Raw genomic sequence first — 18,031 nt, 5'->3', positions numbered from 1 at the left:
CGGAACTCAGCGGGTCAGTGGGCGTGGGCCGGAGCGACAGTATCGGGTGGCTGCTTCAGTACCACGACGTCGACGGTGAGGTCACCCGCTTTTTGAAAATGCAGGGTCAGCGGGAAGGTCTGGCCGTCGATGAGTCGGGTGCGGTCTTTCAGGTCCAGCAACATGACGTGATAGGCCATGGGCGCGAAGGTCACGGTGCCGCCGGCAGGGATGGCCACGGTCTCGACGTGCTGCATTTTCATCAGGCCGTCCTTGCTGATGTGCTCATGCAACTGGGCGGCACCGGCGATGGGGCTGTCGACGGACTCCAGTCTATCGGCGTCAGCGCCGCTATTGCTGATCACAAAATAGGCAGCGACGGTGGGTGCGTTGGGCGGCAGTGCCATGGACCATGGCTGCGCGACGCTCAGTTGGCCCTTGGTGTAATCCTGGGCCTCAACGAAACCGGCTGGCAGCGCGAGGGCGATCAGCAAGAGGATTTTGTTCAGCATCAACGCAGGTCTCCGGTTCATTCAGGTAGGCGACGGCACGATCGACACATCAGACCCGGGGTGATGCGTGGGGATTGCGGTCAGGCCAGTGCTGACGGGGCGGCGCGTGCAGCACCAGCACCGCGACAGGGAAACGCACCGGTTCGACAAGGGCGAACAGTCCAAAACCGATACGGGTCGGCACCGCGACCAATGGCACGGGATTGGTGCAACAGGCGCAGTGCTGCATGAACGCAATGTCGGGGTGATAGGGCGATTGTTTATCGATGACTTCAACGGGCGTCATGGCCAGTCGTGACCCAGCGCCAGTGCAGGCGCTTCCCCATACCAGCCGCTCACCCTCTGGGCGCGGCATGGTGGGCGTCATCGGCATCGCCAGCACGCCGAACAGCAACGCGAAACAGGCCACCCAGGCAAACGCCCGGCGCCGCTTCTGCGTGATGATTTGATCTTGTTGTTTTTTCATGTCGGCCATTTAGCCTGATCGGCCGCCAGATGTAAAAAGCCCGCCCGCGACGTTGTGTCGCGCAGCGGGTTTGGTTCAGGAAGGGTTCAGTCAGATACCGCACGCCGTAGGAGCCGGCTTGCTGGCGAACGCGGTGAATTGGACAGCGAGTTGTCGACTGACACACCGCATTCGCCAGCGAGCCGACGCCTACAGAGCATGTAGGTTTACAGCATTCCGCAACGCCTCCAGCACCTCGCCCACACTCCAGAAGGCCCGATCCACCTTCGGCAGCATCGGCCGTTTCAACACCAGCACCGGCACCCCGCGCTCCCGCGCCACTTCCAGCTTTGGCTCGGTCGCTGTGCTGCCGCTGTTCTTGCTGATAAGAACGTCGATGTTGCGACTCTCGAACAGCTCGCGCTCGTCCTCCAGCCGGAAAGGGCCGCGCGCGCCGATCACTTCACAGCGTTCGTTGCCGGGGTAAACATCCAGGGCGCGCAGCGTCCAGAACTGATGGACTGGAATCTCGTGCAGATGCTGCAAAGGCTCACGGCCCAAGGTAAACAGGGGACGCTCAAAGGGGGCGAGGGCGGCGATCAGTTCTGCCCAGTCCGCAACCTCGCGCCAGTCATCGTCAGGCCCCGGCTGCCACGCCGGTCGACGCAATGCCCAGCATGGAACACCGGTCAGCTTCGACGCCGTGACAGCGTTCTGGCTCATCTGCGCAGCGTAAGGGTGCGTCGCGTCCAGGATCAGATCGATGCCTGTGTGCTGGACGAAATTTGCCAGCCCTTCGGCGCCGCCGAACCCGCCCACACGGACTTCACAGCGCAAGTCAGTGGGCACGCGACCTACGCCCGCCAGACTATAAAAGTGCTGAGGCCCCAGCGTGCGTGCGATCGCCAGTGCGTCGGTGACGCCGCCGAGCAGCAGCACGCGTTTCATGGTGTGTGATTTCAAACAAAACCTCCCGCGTGGCCGACAATCCCGCCCTGTCGGTCGATGGCAAAGACCTCCACCTGAACCTGCGGCGGCACCACGCTGCGGGCGAAATTCAGTGCGTGCTGACACACTGCATCGCCCAGCGCGATGCCGACGGCGGAGGCCATGGCGAGCGCTTGCTGACTGGTATTGGCTTCGCGAATGCTTTGTTGCAGCTGGGCATCGGCGCCCACATCGGCAGCCCACCGCGCAAGCTGATCCAGATCGATACTCGAATGGCGGCTGTGCAGGTCCATGTGGCCCGCCGCCAGTTTGCTGATCTTGCCGAAGCCGCCGCAGACACTGAGCCGTTCCACCTGGGTTTTGCGCAGGTGCTTGAGCACGGCGCCGACAAAATCCCCCATCTCGATCAGCGCGATGTCGGGGATCTGATACACCCGACGCATCGTGTCTTCGCTGGCGTTGCCGGTACAGGCGGCGATGTGCTGGTAACCGTTGGTGCGGGCGACGTCGATGCCTTGGTGGATCGACGCAATGTACGCCGCGCAGGAAAAGGGCCGGACGATACCGCTGGTGCCCAGAATCGACAGCCCGCCGAGAATCCCCAATCGCGGGTTCATGGTTTTCAGGGCCAGCTCGCTGCCGTTTTCGACGCAGACCGTCACTTCAAACCCGCCGCCATAGCTGACCTCCTGGGCCAGTTGAGTGAGGTGTTCGGCCATCATTCTGCGCGGCACCGGATTAATCGCCGGCTCGCCGACCCCCAGCACCAGACCCGGGCGGGTGACGGTGCCGACGCCTTCGCCCGCAACAAAACGCACGCCAGGCTCAGAGATCAGCCTGACCTGGGCAGACACCAGCGCGCCATGGGTCACGTCCGGATCATCGCCGGCATCCTTGAGCGTGCCGGCCTCGGCGCCGTCCGCAATCAGGCGGCAGAATTCCAGGCGCATCTGCACGCACTTGCCTTTGGGCAGCGTGATGTCGATCGCATCGTTGGTTTCGCCGGCCAGCAACAGGCGCGCGGCGGCGAGGGACGTTGCCGTGGCGCAACTGCCGGTGGTCAAGCCGCTGCGCAACGGCGCGGGCTGTTCGGCGGTTTCGTCGCGCATCAGGGTTTGATCGCTTCGAGCAGGGTAATCGGCAGCGCCTGACGCCATGTGTCGAACTCGCCCAGTGGTTTGGCGTGGGCCAGATGGATGCGGGTCAGTTCGCCACCGTATTGCTCGCGCCAGTTCACCAGCATCGCCTCGCTTTGCAGCGTGACCGCATTGGCCACCAACCGCCCACCCGAGCGCAAGTTTTGCCAGCATGCGTGCAGCACGCCTTCGCGCGTCACGCCGCCGCCGATGAAGATCGCGTCCGGTTGCTCAAGACCTTCAAGCGCATCCGGCGCACGTCCGCGAATCAGCTGAAGGCCGGGGACGCCCAGCGCATCGCGGTTGAATTCGATCAAGTGCTGCCGGCCCTCATCGGCCTCGACAGCGATGGCGCGGCAGGTCGGGTGTGCGCGCATCCACTCGATGCCGATGGAGCCGCAGCCTGCGCCCACATCCCACAGCAATTCACCGGGAACGGGCGCGAGACGGGCCAAGGTAATCGCGCGTACGTCGCGCTTGGTGAGCTGGCCGTCATGCCGAAATGCCTCGTCCGGCAGACCGCCCAGCGGCGACAGACGCAACGTACCTGGCTCTGCGCGACAGTCGACGGCGACCAGATTCAATGCAGCGATGTCAGGATCGGACCATTCATTGGCCGTCGCATCCACTCGTCGCTCCGAGGCGCCGCCCAGATGTTCCAGCACCGTCATCCGGCTCGGGCCAAAACCGCGCTCACGCAATTGCGCTGCAATCGCCGCGGGGCTGTTGCCATCGTTACTCAACACCAGCAGGCGCACGCCGTGATGTAGCTGTGCATTCAATGCGGCCAAGGGGCGGGCGACGACCGAAAGCGTCACGACATCCTGCAACGCCCAGCCCAGGCGCGCGGCGGCGAGAGAATAAGAAGATGGGGCGGGAATCACGCGCATCTCAGCCAAGGGGACGTGTTTCGACAGGCTCGCGCCGACGCCGAACAACATGGGGTCGCCGCTGGCCAGCACGCAGATCGGGGCGCCGCGCTGCTCCAGCACCGGACTCAGGGAAAACGGGCTCGGCCACTGGCGCTGCTCGGCCTGAATGCACGGCGGCAGCAAGGCCAGCTGCCGCGCGCCGCCGAACACCTGCCGCGCCTGCAACAGCGCGTGCCGAGCGTTTCGACCCAGCCCTTTATAGCCGTCCTCACCGATTCCCACGACTGTCAGCCACGGTGACATGAATTGCCCTCAACCCGATTGCGTGCAACAGGCCCGCCTGCTCGGCCTGTGAAAGAGGCCGGCATAATACCGCGCGGACGGGCCCGGTTCGTACGGGTTTGTGAATCCGACAGAGCGTCTTTTCATGGCAACGGCCAAAGCAGGCATAATACGGCCCCTGTAACTTTTCGTTTCTCTACGCGTCCGCCCGTTCGCACCAGGTGATCCATTGACCGAGCCGTTGTCCGCTCGCCCATCCGCTACGCCCATTCGCCCCTCGGCTTGCCCGGGGTTGCTGCGTATCGTCCCGGCGCTGGATGGCGGCATCTGCCGGATCAAGCTGCCGGGCGGGGTGCTTTCAGCGGATCAGGCGCTGGCCGTGGCAGATGCTGCCGACGGGTTCGCCGGCGGTGTGATCGAGGCGACCAATCGCGGCAATCTGCAGATTCGCGGCATAGGCGCCGACCCTGACGGCTTGATTGCGGCACTGCTCGACGCCGGGCTAGGCCCGAAGAACCCGGCCAGCGACGACGTACGTAACCTGATGCTCAGCCCGACCGCAGGCATCGATCCCCAGCAGTCGCTCGACACTCGCCCTTTGGCCGCTCAGATTCTGCACTCGCTGGAAACCCACCCGCGCTTTCATGAGCTGTCACCCAAGTTCGCCTTGTCGCTGGACGGCGGTGAGGGCCTGGCGATGCTTGAGCATCCCCATGATCTGTGGCTGTCGGCGTTGCAGGTTGATGGCGGGACGCTGCTGGGTTTCGGGCTGGCGGGCTGTCCGGCCACCGATTCGCCGATGGCTGCGGTGGCGCCGGAAGCCGCGCAGACGTTGGTGGTCGCGGTGCTGGAAACTTTTCTGGAACTCGCTCGCCCCGATCAGGCGCGCATGCGCGATCTGCTGAAAGAAATGCCTGTTGCCCAATTCCTCGAACACGTCGCCGAGCGTTTGCCGCAGCGACTCGTGGTTGATCAAAAAGTAACCGACTGGCGGCGCGCGCCGATCCTGCCTTTTGCGCACATCGGCACGTACTCCCAGGCAACGGCCGGCGTCGTGGCCGTGGGTGCAGGCGTGCCGTTGGGGCGTTTGCGGCCGTCCATGTTGCGTGAAGCCGCTCGATTGGCGACTGCGTTTGGCGACGGCCAGGTGTGCATGACGCCGTGGCAAAGCCTGATGCTGCGCAATGTCCCGGCGGGAAAGTCAGCACTCGTATTGGATGGCTTGGGTCAGGCGGGCTTGCTCGTCGATGTCGCTCAGTCGCTGACAAAAATGGTCGCCTGCACCGGCTCCGCTGCGTGCGCTAAAGGGCTGGCCGACACCAAGGCCGATGCCCTGCGTCTGGCCGCATTGCTGCAAAAAAACGCCGTCAGCCGCGCGGTGCATCTGTCTGGCTGTGCGCGTTCCTGCGCCGCTGCGCACGTGATGCCGGTGACTCTGCTGGCAGCGTCGCCCGGTCGTTACGACCTTTATTTTCGTCATGCAGAAACGTCCGGATTCGGCGATCTGCATGCACGTGACCTCACTATTGAAGCAGTCGGCGCGTTGTTGACCGCCGACTCACGGAGCAACACCGATGATTGATTACATCCGCGACGGCCAGGAGATCTACCGCAACTCCTTCGCGATCATTCGTGCCGAAGCCCGGCTCGATTCCATCCCGGCCGACCTGGAAAAACTCGCCGTGCGGGTGATTCATGCCTGCGGCATGGTCGATGCGGTCGAAGGCCTGCGCTTTTCGCCTGGCGCGGGCACGGCAGGTCGACGCGCGCTGGCCGCCGGTGCGCCGATCCTGTGTGACGCGCACATGGTTGCCGAAGGGGTCACGCGCACGCGCCTGCCGGCCAATAATCAGGTGATCTGCACCCTGAAAAACGAACGCGTCCCCGAGATGGCCCGGGAGCTGGGCAACACCCGCTCGGCCGCAGCGCTGGAGCTGTGGCGGCCGCACCTGGAAGGGGCGGTCGTGGTGATCGGCAATGCGCCGACCGCGCTGTTTTACCTACTGGAAATGCTCGATGCCGGCGCGCCGAAACCTGCGCTGATTCTGGGTTTTCCGGTGGGCTTCGTCGGCGCCGCTGAATCCAAGGACATGCTCGCTGCTGATAGTCGCGGCGTGCCTTACGTGATCATGCAGGGCCGTCGCGGCGGCAGCGCCATGGCGGCGGCGGCGGTCAACTCACTCGCCACGGAGATCGAATGATGGCACCACGCGGTCGTCTGATTGGCCTGGGCGTGGGGCCGGGTGATCCGGAACTCATCACCGTCAAGGCGTTGCGCCTGCTGCGCGAATCGCCGGTGGTCGCCTACTTCGTCGCCAAGGGCAAGAAGGGCAATGCGTTTGGCATCATCGAAGGCTATTTGCAGCAGGCTCAGACCCTGATGCCGCTGGTGTACCCGGTGACCACCGAGGCGCTGCCCTCTCACATGTCTTATGAGCAAGTGATCAGCGAGTTCTACGACCGCTGCAGCACCGATCTGGCCGCGCACCTGGACGCCGGGCGCGATGTGGCAGTGATCTGCGAGGGCGACCCGATGTTCTACGGGTCCTACATGTACCTCCACGATCGTCTGGCCGAGCGCTACGAAGCTGAAGTCATCCCCGGTGTTTGCTCGATGCTCGGCGGCGCGTCGGTGCTGGGTGCGCCGCTGGTGTACCGCAATCAGAGCCTGTCGGTGCTGTCCGGCGTGTTGTCCGCCGAGGAGCTCAAACGCAAACTTCAGGATGCGGACGCTGCGGTGATCATGAAGCTTGGCCGTAACCTGCCGAAAGTGCGTCAGGTGCTGGTGGAAACCGGTCTGGCAGAGCGTGCGCTGTATGTCGAGCGCGCGACCATGGCCAATCAGAAGATCGTGCCGCTGGCCGAGGTTGACCCCATGTCCTCGCCGTACTTCTCACTGATCATTGTCCCCGGCGAACGGTGGCAAGGCTGATGGGCACGACCAACATCAAGGCCCCGGCGATCGTCATTCTGGGCAAAGGCGCGCTGGCGACGGCGCGACGTATTCAGCAGCTGTACCCGCAAGCGCTGATTTACGGGTTGGCCGGACGTGTCGAAGATGCCGACCGCAGCTACTCAGAGTTTGGCGCGACGCTGCGCCAGCTTTATCAGCAAGACACGCCGATCATCGCGCTGTGCGCGGCGGGTATCGTCATCCGCACGTTGGCGGCCGTGTTGCTGGAGAAGGGCGTCGAGCCGCCGGTGCTGGCCGTCGCCGAAGATGGCAGCGCAGTGGTGCCGTTGCTTGGCGGACTGGGCGGCGTCAACGTCATGGCCCGGGAAATTGCCGCAGCATTGAACACGGCAGCGGCCATCACCACCAGCGGCGAGCTGCGCTTCGGCACCTGCCTGCTCAATCCTCCTGCCGGTTATGCGTTGGGCGATCTTGAGTTGGGCAAGCGCTTCGTCAGCGACTTGTTGTCGGGTGAAAGCGTACGCGTCGAGGGCGCTGCACCGTGGCTGGCTCAGGCGCAGTTGCCTGAAGATGATCAGGCGCAGTTGGCTATTCACGTCGGTTACGCCGAGCGCGAACCCAACGACCACGAACTGTTGATCTACCCGCGCAACGTGCTGGTGGCGGTGAGCGGTGATCTGGCCACTTCCGGCGAGGCAGTGGCCGATGCCGTTAAAACCGCGCTGCATTATTCGCGCATTGCCGTGCAGGCGCTGGGTTGTTTACTGGCCAGCAAAGCCGAGATGGCCAATCCAGCGCTGCATGCGGCTGCCGACTCGCTGAGCGTACCGTTGCGTTTTACCGCCGCCGGTACGCCCGCCGAAATGACCCAGCAGGTGTTGCCGCAACTGTTGCCACCGCTTACGCCTGCGGCAGGTGTTGCCATTGCCGTCGCGCCGCAGCCGTTGGATGTTCAGCAGATTGGCCGTGGACGTGGGCGGCTGGCGGTCATCGGCCTTGGCCCGGGCGCCACCGACTTCATGATCCCCGCCGTAAAAGCCGAGCTGGCGCGCGCCAACGATGTGCTGGGCTACGAAACTTACGTGCGCATGGCAGGGCCGTTCCGCGCCGACCAGGTGCTGCACTGCACCGACAACCGCGAAGAAATGCTGCGCGCCCGGCACGCGTTCGAGCTGGCCGCTGAAGGGCGTTCGGTGGTGGTGGTTTCCTCGGGTGATCCTGGCGTTTTCGCCATGGCCGCGGCGGTGCTGGAAGCGCTTCATGAGTCGGACAATCCCGACTGGCACCGTGTGGATTTGCACATACTGCCGGGCGTGTCGGCTTCGCTGGCGACGGCCGCGCTGGCGGGGGCGCCGTTGGGCCATGACTTCTGCGTCATGTCCCTGTCGGACAACCTCAAGCCCTGGGAGATCATCGAGAAGCGTCTCGCTCTCGCCTGTGAGGCTGATCTGGCGCTGGCGTTCTACAACCCGATCTCGCGCTCCCGGCCCTGGCAGTTAGGGCGCGCCCTGGAAATCGTGCGCCAGCATCGTGGCCCGGAAACCCCGGTGACCCTGGGCCGGGATATTGGCCGGCCGGCGCAGACATTGCGGGTCATCACACTCGGTGAGCTGACGCCGGAGCAAGTCGACATGCGCACCATGGTGTTGATCGGCTCGTCGTTGACCTGCGTATTCCCGCGTGCCAATGGCGAGTCGTGGGTCTACACACCGCGCTGGTATGGTGCCAAGCCGGCGTGAGCGACTGTCGATTTGCGCTGTGGGATCGGTCCGGTAGCTGACGCAGGCCTTTCTGCGAGTCGACCGCGAAACCGGGCCAATGCCCGGCGGAAATGCCCGGCGGCGGGTGACACCATGCGTCGTGCGCTTCAGCTGCCAGGGGCGGCGGTTCTCGCAACCCTTTGCTTTTTCTGAAGTTTGAGTTTCCCCGGATCAGGGGAGTGCGCTGCCGTTCTGTAGGAATGCTTGCTCAAACGTAGCCGTAAGGCGCCCAACCCCTCGGGTGGCGTGCTTCCAAATGTTCGTTAATCTCGGAGGTGTCCACGACGGACTCACCCCTCAGTTAAAGGATTAACGAATGAAACATGAAGCAAGCATGACCATCGCCGAGCGCAGTGCGTTCATCAACAACTGCCAACTGGCCAACTGCACCCACTCGATGATCGAGCACGTTTCGGCAATGGACGACCTGGTTCCGGGCCTGCAGGACGAGCCGAGCCAGGGCGCCGTTGTCGCTGGCAACCTGTTGGCGTTCGCTGAAGGCGTTTCGCGGCAGAACAAGGAAGACGTCATGGACACCTTGCTCTTCGCCACGCTGTCCGCCAACAAGGAGTACAACCCGGAGACCCAGAGTCGGGAGTGGTACGAGCACTTTAACCGTGTGCTGTCGACGCTGGGCTGGCTTTCCCCCAACTGGAGGTACAGCCGCTATTACTCGACGCACCGTCGATTCAGCATGGAGCAAGCAGGGCTGGAGATCATCTCTTCCGCCATTGCAGCCGCCGCACTGCCCGGGCCCGCGTCCATCGCCATGTTGAAAGTTGCTGGTGATGCCGTTGCCGCGCTCAAAGCTCAAGACAAACCGCTGCGACTGTTTGAGCGTCAGACCAAGACCCACCGCGGCGCAAATTTCCGCATCGGCGCGTGTGCCGAATCCAACGACGGTACGGTCAACATGGCGATGGGTGCGGTTAATTTTGCTACCAGCTCGGCCGTCACCAACGTGCTTTTCTGGGAATGGAACAGTGCGGAAGTCAGCGCCTTCCGGGGTGAAAACCATCTGGTGTTTAACACGCGTTTGTACGCGCGTTTGCGCGAGCAGATCCAGCAGCGTCTGAGTAAAAGTGCCTCGGCCGCCATTGAAGAATTCGATATCTGAACTCAAGAGAGGAGGCGCGAGTCGCCTCCTTTCCCATGGAGATGTGCCATGCATCAGGGAACGATCGAAGCGCAGGTCAGCGCCGGCTGCGTGCTGTTCATGCACAGCGCCTGCGGGGCACAACGCAAAAGCGACACTGCCGACTGCATTCTGTACATGCAGCTGGCGGCAACCAAAAAAAAACCTCGTTTCACAGCCACATCGGACTGGAACGAAAGCTGGCTGGCGGCGTTCACCCGTTTCGGCTGGACGCTTAAAGCCCACGAGGCATTGGCTTGCCCCTCCGCTGAGTTAGGGCCCGGCTCAGTCTGGGCATGGCTTAAGAAGACCCTGCCGATGTTCATCCCCGCTGACCTGTTGTTTGCGGCAGAGTCCACGGCCTGGCAGTCGTTGTTGAGTTACCCGGATCAGCCTGCCATCGAGCGCTTGGCAAATGAGGCGCTCGAGCCAGTTAACGTCGGGATTCCGCGCGAAGCGCAAGACGGTCAGAAAGTGGTGCTGCAACTGGGGTTCCTGGACGCCAACGGCGAGCTATCGATGGTCCTCATCACCTTTACCCACGGTTCGTTGCTGAAACACGACTTTCTGTTCGAACCCCTGCAACCGGCGAACATCATCAGCAATGTCGAGCTGAGGTTCTACTCGCTGCGGCTGATGGACCTGGTGTACTCGCCGTTGCGGTCCAAGATCAGCCAGGCGCTGGAAGATCGACGATCGGGGCTGGTCTGTGCGCTGAAGGAGGCAGGTGATGTCCACTGACGAAAGCCTGCTCCAGGGCCGGAATTTTGTGTCGTTCACACCGGGCATCTCCTCGCAGCTGCGTGCCGACGTACTCGACTGTCTGCTCTACGCGCAGTTGTCCGCAGACCAGAAGTACGATCGGCATCGCAGGTGGAAAGCCTGGGTAGAGCATTACCAGCGCATCATCTATCAAAAAGGCGGCAGGCTGACCGGCAGCATTGATCCTGGCGTGGTCACGATCAAGCGTTTGCGGGATTTGCGTTATCTCCCCGCCAGCGCTTTCGGCAGGGCTACATCGCCGGAGCTGCACACATTAATGGCGGGGTCTCTGCAGGCGTTACTGAGCAGCGAGCATGCCAACACATTCTTCAGTTCTTGGATTTCATCGGGTCAGTCCGAGAGTTTCCAGGTGGTGCCGTGCAGGGCGAGCGGGACCGGCGCGGTAGATATTCTGGTGTGCGGGCTGCAGATGACCACGCGTGCGATACAACCGGGGCCGCTGTTCTGGGACGCGCTGTCCGGCGACATGCTCGTGCGCACCAATGGCGCGTCATTCTCACTCACCGAGCAGAGCTATGCGCCGCATCGGGAGAAGATCAGCCACTCCCTGACCAACGCCGCAAAAAAGACCATTGCCGAGCTATAGCGGTCGTCGTCAGGTCAGCAGATATCCCTTGATGCCGGTAAAGATGATCTGCGCTGCCAGGGCGCAGACGAACAACCCCATCAGCCGGCTGACAATCTGCAGGCCTTGATCGCCGAGAATCCGCTCGATGCTGTTGGAAAGATAAAGAATTACGCCGACGGTCAAACTGGCCAGCGCGATGCTGACGATGGCAGTCAGTTTGTCATCCCAGTGGGGCTGGCTGATGCCCATGACCAGCAGCGCGCCAATGGTGCCGGGGCCGACGGTGATGGGGATGGTCAGCGGCACGATCGCAACGTCCTGCTGGACGTTGTCGGTCTGCACGCCGGACTTGCCCTGCGCCATAGCCAGGGCGGAGATGAACAGCACGCTGCCGGCGCCGATACGGAAGGCATCGGCGGTGATGCCGAAGACCCCGAAAATCACCCGACCGAACAGGTACAGAAGGACGCTGGAGACCAGGGTCGCCAAGGCGATCTTCCATGCCAGGTGCCGGCGTTCCTTGCGCGAATAACCGCGGCTCAGGGAAATGAAGCAGGACAGGACGAAGAACGGGCTATAGAGCACCAGCATCTTCAGGTAAACGCTGAACAGCACGTGAAGCATGGTTTGAGCTCAGGCAGCAGACTGGGACGGCGCCAAGTCTATCAGCCCCTAACGGACACCTGGCGGTCAGTTTTGCTCATAACGGTCTTCGCCGCGTATGGCGCGGGTCGCCTGTTCCCGGGCACGCTGCTCCACCCAGTACTCGACCAGCTCGCGTAACTGCGACAGCTCCACCGGTTTGGACATGTGGCCGTCCATCCCGGACTGGCGCGCGCGATCCTTGTGCTCCGCCAGAATGTGCGCAGTCAGCGCCACCACGGGGGTGCGAATGCGCTGATTGCCGGTTTCCCAGGCACGGAACTGCTGGGTCGCCGAGAAGCCGTCGAGGATCGGCATTTCGCAGTCCATCAGCACTAGGTCATAGCGCCGGGTCTTCATTGCCAGCAGGGCCTCTTCGCCATTGCTGGCGGTGTCCGGCTGCAAGTTGAGCTTGCCGAGCATGCCGCGAATGACCTTGGTGGAAATGCTGTTGTCTTCGGCAACCAGAATACGGAAGTCGCTGGGCACGTCGATATCGCTGATCAGTCCGGGCACCGCAGAGAAGGGCGCATTGCCTTTGTTGCGCTGGTTGAGCTCGTCGGCCAGCGTGGTCTTCAGCGTGTACCCGGCGACCGGTTTGGCGAGGATGCGTTTGACCCCGGCATTGCGTGCGATGATCTTGCTCGGCGCGTTGCTGATGCCCGTGAGCATGATCAACAGAATGTCGTGGTTCAGGCTCGGGTCTTCCTTGATCTTGGCGGCCAGCTGCATGCCGGTCATGCCGGGCATGTTCTGGTCGAGCAAGACGATATCAAAGTAGTCGCGCAGGTGAGCTTTTGTACGCAACAGCGCCAGCGCCTCTTTGCCCGATGGCACGGCGCTGACGTTGAGCCCCCACGCGCTGCACTGCTGGACCAGCACCTTGCGGCAGGTGTCGTTGTCGTCGACCACCAGAACTCGCGCGCCTTTGAGCGGGCTGTCCAGGTCGGCGGGGGGCTGTTCCAGTCGTTCTGCATCAAGGGGCAGACTCAGCCACAACGTGCTGCCCTGGTTGGTGCCGCTCTGGATGCCGAACTCGCCGCTCATCAACAGGATGAGCTGCCGGGCAATGACCAGCCCCAGATGCCCGCCGACCTTGCTGGCCGCCAGGAAATTCTTGCTATGCAGTTCGGCGTGCAGCAGCGCGTCGCGTTCCTTGGGCGTCAGCGGCGTACCGCTGTCCTGAACGGCGATGCGCAGTCGTGGCTTGCCGCCGCGGGAGTCGAGGGCGACGACCAACAGGATCTCGCCCTCGTCGGTCTTCTTTAAGGCGTTCTCCAGCAAACTGAGCAGCGTCTGGCGCAAGCGTGTCGGGTCACCGCTGATGACGCGCGGCACCTGGGGCTGAATGAAGCTGATCAGCTCGACACTTTGCTGTTCGGCCTTGGCGCGGAAGATGCTCAGGCAGTCCTCGATCATCGCGTTGAGATCGAACTGCACGTCGTCCAGCTCGATCTGCCCGGACTCGAGTTTGGTGATGTCGAGGATTTCGTTGATCAGGGTCAGCAGTTCGTTGCCGGCGCTGTGAATGGTCTGCACGTAATCGCGCTGCTTGACCGACAGCGGCGTGCCCAGCAACAGTTCGGTCATCCCTAGAACGCCGTTCATGGGGGTGCGAATCTCATGGCTGATCTTCGCCAGAAACTCGGCCTTGGCGTTGATCTCTGCCGTACTCGCCGCCAGTTCACGGCTGATGCTGAAGTTGTCTTCAGTGATGCTGCGATGCCGCTCGCTGAGGGCAATGCTCATCAGCAGGCCGCACAGGCAAAACACCGCCAGCACCCCGATGATAAGGGTCTGCGCGGGAATGCTCGTCAGCCAGAGCATGGCCGGCAGCACCACGAGGTTGCCGAGATTGAACGCGATCATGGCGATCACGAACGGCCGGGCAGGGGAGTAACCCTTCTGCAGGTGGTAGATCGACACGAGGGTGATGCTGACCGTGGTCAGTGCCACGAGCAGGAACGTCATGATGTTCAGCGGCAGCGTTTCAACGAACAGCACCAGCAGCGCGCCAAAGCCGACCACCAGCAGCACGCCCATCAGGAGCCGATTGAGCATCTCGACCCCGCGCTGAACGAAGAAACAGTACGTGTACATCAGCCCCGTCGCGGCGGCGAGGAGCAGAGCGAGGTGAGCGCTCGGCGTCTGCTCCAGATGCCAGCGCGGCAGCCACGGCGCCTGAAGGTTGAGCAGCAACAGCGCGCTCAACCCCAGAAACGCCTCGCACGCCCCCAGCCATAAGCTGCTGACCGAGCGGGATTGAGCGAAGCGCGTAAGGTTCTGCACGATCAGCATGGCCAGCGAGCCGAAGAACAGACCGAGCAGCAGCGGGCGGCGCTCGTCGGCGGCGCTGGTGACGGCGGACTGCAGCGTGATGTTAGGGCGCAGTTCCTGCTCGGACTTGAGGCGCAAATAGAGGTCGAGGGGCTTGTCGCTGTGGGGCACCGGCAGCAGGAAGTCCAGCGACGGCAGAGGTTGGGCTTCGCGCGGCACCCGGTTACCGGAGCGCAAATGATCGATCAGGCTGTCGCCGTCGAGCACATACATGTCGACCGTGGCCAGGTCGGGCGCGAAGATCCGCACCAGCTGTTCATGGGTGGTCGGGGGCAGGCGATAGTGCAGCCACAGTGCGGCGTCGCGGTTGGTCGCGCGCACCTTGTCGAGTTCGACCGGGCTGAATTGGGATTCGTAGTGGGTGGAGCGAATGTCGCTGAGGTTCAGGTTCGCCTGATCGTCGACAAGGGTTGACCAGCCTGCACTGACCTCGGCGGTGGCCGAGGATATACAGAGCAGGGTCAGCAATGTGACGGTCAAACGAGTGGCAATCCTGAGCCAGCGCACGGCGAAATCCCTTCGTGAATGAAGCCTGTTAACTCTGGGGCACCGGATGACCGATCAGCGACTCAACGAGAAATCGCCGATCGGGCCGAGGCTCACACCAGATCTTCGCCGCGTTCCCGGGCAATGGCGCGATAGCCAATGTCCTTGCGGTAGAAACAACCGTTCCAGTCAATCTTTGCAGCCAGTTCGTACGCTTGTTTCTGCGCATCGCCAACGGTGTCGCCCAGCGCTGTCGCGCACAGTACGCGACCACCGGAGGTCACGATGCGGCCGTCCTGCAAGGCGGTGCCAGCGTGGAACACCTTGCCCGGCAACGCGGCCGCAGCGTCCAGCCCGTGAATCTCGTCGCCCTTGGCGTAGTCGGCCGGGTAACCGCCGGCTGCCAGCACGATCCCCAGACTCGGACGCGGGTCCCACTGAGCATCTACCGTATCCAGCGTTTGCGCCAGAGCGGCTTCGACCAGCGACACCAGGCTCGACTGCAGACGCAGCATGACCGGCTGGGTTTCCGGATCGCCAAAGCGGCAGTTGAATTCGATGACTTTCGGGTTGCCAGCCTTGTCGATCATCAGACCAGCATAGAGGAAACCCGTGTAAATGTTGCCCTCGGCGGCCATGCCCCTGACGGTCGGCCATATGACCTGATCCATCACGCGCTGGTGAACCTCGGCGGTGACCACCGGGGCCGGGGAATACGCACCCATGCCGCCGGTGTTCGGGCCGCTGTCGCCATCACCGACGCGTTTGTGATCCTGGCTGGTGGCCATGGGCAGCACGTTCTTGCCGTCGACCATAACGATGAAGCTGGCTTCTTCGCCATCGAGGAATTCCTCGATCACCACGCGCGATCCTGCGTCGCCGAAGGCATTGCCGGCCAGCATGTCACGCACGGCGTCTTCCGCTTCCGCGAGGGTCATCGCGACGATCACGCCTTTGCCCGCCGCCAGGCCGTCGGCCTTGATGACGATCGGTGCGCCTTTCTCTTGCAGGTACGCCAGCGCCGGTTCGATCTCGGTGAAGTTCTGGTAGTCGGCAGAGGGAATAGTGTGGCGCGCCAGGAAATCCTTGGTGAACGCCTTGGAGCCTTCCAGCTGTGCGGCGTTCTTGGTCGGGCCGAAGCACTTCAGGCCACGGGCGCGGAACAGGTCGACGACACCGGCCACCAGCGGCACTTCCGGACCGACGATGGTCAGCGCGACGTTCTTCTCGGCGAAGTCGGCCAGTTGCTCCAGCGCCAGCACGTCGATCGCGACGTTTTCACACTTGGCTTCAGTGGCAGTGCCGGCATTGCCGGGGGCGACGAAGACTTTCTCGACACGAGCGTCCTGCGCGACCTTCCAGGCCAGCGCGTGTTCACGGCCACCGCTGCCAATGATCAAAACATTCATTTCCAAAACCTCTATATCGACAACGCGTAAAAATCCGAAGGCAAACAGTGTGGGACGGCGAACGCAGACTGTGGGACCGGCTTCACCCGGGAAGAGGGCAATACATCCGACAGATCTGTCGGGTCGGGCATGCCGCTTTCCCGGCTAAAGCCGGTCCTACAAAAGCCAATCGCGCGAACCGGTCCTAACGTATCAATGACGGAAATGGCGCATGCCGGTGAAGACCATCGCGATACCCGCTTCGTCTGCTGCCGCAATGACTTCGGCATCGCGCATCGAACCGCCGGGCTGGATCACCGCCGTGATGCCGACCTTGGCCGCGTTGTCGATGCCGTCGCGGAACGGGAAGAACGCATCGGAAGCCATGACGGCGCCCTGCACTTGCAAACCGGCGTGTTCGGCCTTGATCGCAGCGATGCGCGCGGAGTTCACGCGGCTCATCTGGCCTGCGCCGACGCCGATGGTCTGGCGATTCTTGGCGTAGACGATGGCGTTGGATTTCACGTATTTGGCGACTTTCCAGGCGAAGATCAGGTCGTGAATCTCCTGCTCGGTCGGTGCGCGCCGGGTGACGACTTTCAGGTCGTCGGCGCCGATCATGCCGATGTCGCGGCTCTGCACCAGCAAGCCACCGTTGACCCGCTTGTAATCCCAGGCCGGCGCGCGTTCTGCGTCCCACTGGCCGCTGGTCAACAGGCGCACGTTGGCTTTACTGGCAATGATGGCCTGAGCTTCGGCGCTGACGCTCGGGGCGATAATCACTTCGACGAACTGACGTTCGACGATGGCCTTGGCCGTCTCGGCATCCAGTTCACGGTTGAAGGCGATGATGCCGCCAAACGCCGACTCGCTGTCCGTCGCATAGGCCAGTTCGTAGGCCTGACGAATCCCGCCTTCCGCGTCCAGGCTCACTGCCACGCCGCACGGGTTGGCGTGCTTGACGATGACGCACGCGGGCTTGACGAAGCTCTTCACGCACTCAAGCGCGGCGTCGGTATCGGCGACGTTGTTGTAGGAAAGCTCTTTGCCTTGCAGTTGGGTCGCGGTCGCGATGCCGACTTCGGCAGGCCTGGCTTCAACGTAGAACGCCGCGCTCTGGTGCGGGTTCTCGCCGTAGCGCATTTCCTGCGCCTTGATGAACTGGCTGTTGAAGGTGCGCGGGAATTCGCTGCGGCCTTCGGTGCTCAGGGTTTCAGCGGACTGGTCAACGCTGCCCAGGTAGTTGGCGATCATGCCGTCGTAGGCCGCGGTGTGCTCAAAGGCCTTGAGCATCAGGTCGAAGCGCTGCGCGTAGGTCAGGCCGCCGGCCTTGAGGCTTTCCAGTACGTGGGTGTAATCGCTGGCGTTGACGACGATGGCGACGTCTTTGTGGTTTTTAGCGGCGGAGCGAACCATGGTCGGGCCGCCTATATCGATGTTCTCGATGGCCGTCGGCAGGTCGCAGCCCGGCTTGGAAACCGTGGCTTCGAACGGGTAGAGATTCACGGCGACCAGGTCGATCGGCTTGATGCCGTGTTCGCTCATGATGGCGTCGTCGATGCCGCGACGGCCCAGGATGCCGCCGTGGATTTTCGGATGCAGGGTCTTGACCCGGCCATCCATCATTTCAGCGAAGCCGGTGTAGTCGGCGACTTCAACCGCTGCAACGCCGTTGTCCTTGAGCAGCTTGAACGTACCGCCAGTGGAGAGGATCTCGACACCGAGGGCTTCTAGTTCACGCGCGAATTCGAGGATACCGGTCTTGTCGGATACGCTGATCAAGGCGCGGCGGATCGGCAGGCGGGTCGTCTGGTCGGTCATCTCAACTTCCATCAAAAGCAAAA

General features: G+C 62.8%; 16 protein-coding genes. 7 read left to right on the top strand and 9 right to left on the bottom strand.

The features are described 5' to 3' along the window. Window positions 1-14: 14 nt before the first annotated feature. The 5 genes from OKW98_RS26295 to cbiE form a co-directional block, all read right to left on the bottom strand. Window positions 15-491 carry a copper chaperone PCu(A)C gene (locus tag OKW98_RS26295; RefSeq protein ID WP_265387305.1) on the bottom strand — a complete coding sequence of 159 codons (477 nt, stop codon included), beginning with the start codon at window positions 489-491 and terminating at the stop codon, window positions 15-17. A 49-nt stretch (window positions 492-540) separates the two neighbouring features. After that, the gene (locus OKW98_RS26290; protein WP_265387304.1) at window positions 541-957 is read right to left on the bottom strand and encodes a DUF2946 domain-containing protein; all 417 of its coding nucleotides are present in this window, start codon (window positions 955-957) and stop codon (window positions 541-543) included. A 189-nt stretch (window positions 958-1,146) separates the two neighbouring features. Then, a complete protein-coding gene (locus OKW98_RS26285) occupies window positions 1,147-1,884 on the bottom strand; it encodes a cobalt-precorrin-6A reductase (protein WP_265389844.1) in 738 nt (245 codons plus the stop codon). Window positions 1,885-1,895: 11 nt separating this feature from the next. Next, on the bottom strand, window positions 1,896-2,993 hold the full coding sequence (locus OKW98_RS26280) for a cobalt-precorrin-5B (C(1))-methyltransferase (protein WP_265389843.1): 1,098 nt from the start codon (window positions 2,991-2,993) through the stop codon (window positions 1,896-1,898). Further along, window positions 2,993-4,195 carry a precorrin-6y C5,15-methyltransferase (decarboxylating) subunit CbiE gene (cbiE, locus tag OKW98_RS26275; RefSeq protein ID WP_265387303.1) on the bottom strand — a complete coding sequence of 401 codons (1,203 nt, stop codon included), beginning with the start codon at window positions 4,193-4,195 and terminating at the stop codon, window positions 2,993-2,995. Before cbiE ends, OKW98_RS26280 begins: the two co-directional genes overlap by 1 nt. A 208-nt stretch (window positions 4,196-4,403) precedes the next feature. Here cbiE and cobG point away from each other — a divergent pair, with 208 nt between their 5' ends. From cobG to OKW98_RS26240, 7 genes are all read left to right on the top strand, one after another. Further along, entirely contained in the window at window positions 4,404-5,756 is a 1,353-nt protein-coding gene (cobG, locus tag OKW98_RS26270) for a precorrin-3B synthase (RefSeq protein WP_322114162.1), read from the top strand. Then, window positions 5,749-6,375, top strand: coding sequence for a precorrin-8X methylmutase (locus OKW98_RS26265; protein WP_108119017.1), 627 nt, complete (start codon window positions 5,749-5,751; stop codon window positions 6,373-6,375). Before cobG ends, OKW98_RS26265 begins: the two co-directional genes overlap by 8 nt. Beyond that, window positions 6,372-7,106 (top strand): precorrin-2 C(20)-methyltransferase, encoded by a 735-nt coding sequence (locus OKW98_RS26260; RefSeq protein ID WP_265387302.1) that lies wholly within the window; start codon window positions 6,372-6,374, stop codon window positions 7,104-7,106. The genes OKW98_RS26265 and OKW98_RS26260 overlap by 4 nt, the downstream gene beginning before the upstream one ends. Then, window positions 7,106-8,827 carry a precorrin-3B C(17)-methyltransferase gene (cobJ, locus tag OKW98_RS26255; protein ID WP_265387301.1) on the top strand — a complete coding sequence of 574 codons (1,722 nt, stop codon included), beginning with the start codon at window positions 7,106-7,108 and terminating at the stop codon, window positions 8,825-8,827. Before OKW98_RS26260 ends, cobJ begins: the two co-directional genes overlap by 1 nt. 337 nt (window positions 8,828-9,164) lie before the next feature. After that, a complete protein-coding gene (locus tag OKW98_RS26250) occupies window positions 9,165-9,965 on the top strand; it encodes a hypothetical protein (protein ID WP_265387300.1) in 801 nt (266 codons plus the stop codon). Between the two features lie 48 nt (window positions 9,966-10,013). Further along, window positions 10,014-10,724 (top strand): hypothetical protein, encoded by a 711-nt coding sequence (locus OKW98_RS26245; RefSeq protein ID WP_265387299.1) that lies wholly within the window; start codon window positions 10,014-10,016, stop codon window positions 10,722-10,724. Further along, window positions 10,714-11,352 (top strand): hypothetical protein, encoded by a 639-nt coding sequence (locus OKW98_RS26240; RefSeq protein ID WP_265387298.1) that lies wholly within the window; start codon window positions 10,714-10,716, stop codon window positions 11,350-11,352. Before OKW98_RS26245 ends, OKW98_RS26240 begins: the two co-directional genes overlap by 11 nt. Window positions 11,353-11,361: 9 nt before the next feature. On the opposite strand, the gene OKW98_RS26235 is transcribed toward OKW98_RS26240, so the two are convergent. The 4 genes from OKW98_RS26235 to purH all read right to left on the bottom strand — a co-directional run bounded on the left by OKW98_RS26235 (window position 11,362) and on the right by purH (window position 18,008). Then, window positions 11,362-11,958, bottom strand: a complete 597-nt coding sequence (locus tag OKW98_RS26235; RefSeq protein ID WP_122625668.1) for a MarC family protein — start codon at window positions 11,956-11,958, stop codon at window positions 11,362-11,364. Between the two features lie 66 nt (window positions 11,959-12,024). Next, window positions 12,025-14,820 carry a hybrid sensor histidine kinase/response regulator gene (locus tag OKW98_RS26230; RefSeq protein WP_265387297.1) on the bottom strand — a complete coding sequence of 932 codons (2,796 nt, stop codon included), beginning with the start codon at window positions 14,818-14,820 and terminating at the stop codon, window positions 12,025-12,027. Between the two features lie 92 nt (window positions 14,821-14,912). After that, the gene (gene purD, locus OKW98_RS26225) at window positions 14,913-16,208 is read right to left on the bottom strand and encodes a phosphoribosylamine--glycine ligase (RefSeq protein ID WP_265387296.1); all 1,296 of its coding nucleotides are present in this window, start codon (window positions 16,206-16,208) and stop codon (window positions 14,913-14,915) included. A 192-nt stretch (window positions 16,209-16,400) separates the two neighbouring features. Continuing rightward, a complete protein-coding gene (purH, locus tag OKW98_RS26220; RefSeq protein ID WP_265387295.1) occupies window positions 16,401-18,008 on the bottom strand; it encodes a bifunctional phosphoribosylaminoimidazolecarboxamide formyltransferase/IMP cyclohydrolase in 1,608 nt (535 codons plus the stop codon). Window positions 18,009-18,031 lie beyond the last annotated feature (23 nt).

The sequence above is a fragment of the Pseudomonas sp. KU26590 genome (assembly GCF_026153515.1).
Taxonomy (GTDB): domain Bacteria; phylum Pseudomonadota; class Gammaproteobacteria; order Pseudomonadales; family Pseudomonadaceae; genus Aquipseudomonas.
Note: the sequence above shows the minus strand (reverse complement) of the source record. Positions and strands in the feature narration are given on the sequence as shown.

Excerpts from the sequence above, each read along its gene's own strand:
- OKW98_RS26285 (WP_265389844.1), bottom strand. The coding sequence starts at position 1,884 with ATGAAACGCGTGCTGCTGCTCGGCGGCGTCACCGACGCACTGGCGATC.
- OKW98_RS26260 (WP_265387302.1), top strand. The coding sequence starts at position 6,372 with ATGATGGCACCACGCGGTCGTCTGATTGGCCTGGGCGTGGGGCCGGGT.
- OKW98_RS26265 (WP_108119017.1), top strand. The coding sequence starts at position 5,749 with ATGATTGATTACATCCGCGACGGCCAGGAGATCTACCGCAACTCCTTC.
- cobJ (WP_265387301.1), top strand. The coding sequence starts at position 7,106 with ATGGGCACGACCAACATCAAGGCCCCGGCGATCGTCATTCTGGGCAAA.
- OKW98_RS26290 (WP_265387304.1), bottom strand. The coding sequence starts at position 957 with ATGAAAAAACAACAAGATCAAATCATCACGCAGAAGCGGCGCCGGGCG.
- OKW98_RS26245 (WP_265387299.1), top strand. The coding sequence starts at position 10,014 with ATGCATCAGGGAACGATCGAAGCGCAGGTCAGCGCCGGCTGCGTGCTG.
- OKW98_RS26250 (WP_265387300.1), top strand. The coding sequence starts at position 9,165 with ATGAAACATGAAGCAAGCATGACCATCGCCGAGCGCAGTGCGTTCATC.
- OKW98_RS26280 (WP_265389843.1), bottom strand. The coding sequence starts at position 2,993 with ATGCGCGACGAAACCGCCGAACAGCCCGCGCCGTTGCGCAGCGGCTTG.
- cbiE (WP_265387303.1), bottom strand. The coding sequence starts at position 4,195 with ATGTCACCGTGGCTGACAGTCGTGGGAATCGGTGAGGACGGCTATAAA.
- OKW98_RS26295 (WP_265387305.1), bottom strand. The coding sequence starts at position 491 with ATGCTGAACAAAATCCTCTTGCTGATCGCCCTCGCGCTGCCAGCCGGT.
- purD (WP_265387296.1), bottom strand. The coding sequence starts at position 16,208 with ATGAATGTTTTGATCATTGGCAGCGGTGGCCGTGAACACGCGCTGGCC.
- purH (WP_265387295.1), bottom strand. The coding sequence starts at position 18,008 with ATGACCGACCAGACGACCCGCCTGCCGATCCGCCGCGCCTTGATCAGC.
- OKW98_RS26235 (WP_122625668.1), bottom strand. The coding sequence starts at position 11,958 with ATGCTTCACGTGCTGTTCAGCGTTTACCTGAAGATGCTGGTGCTCTAT.
- OKW98_RS26240 (WP_265387298.1), top strand. The coding sequence starts at position 10,714 with ATGTCCACTGACGAAAGCCTGCTCCAGGGCCGGAATTTTGTGTCGTTC.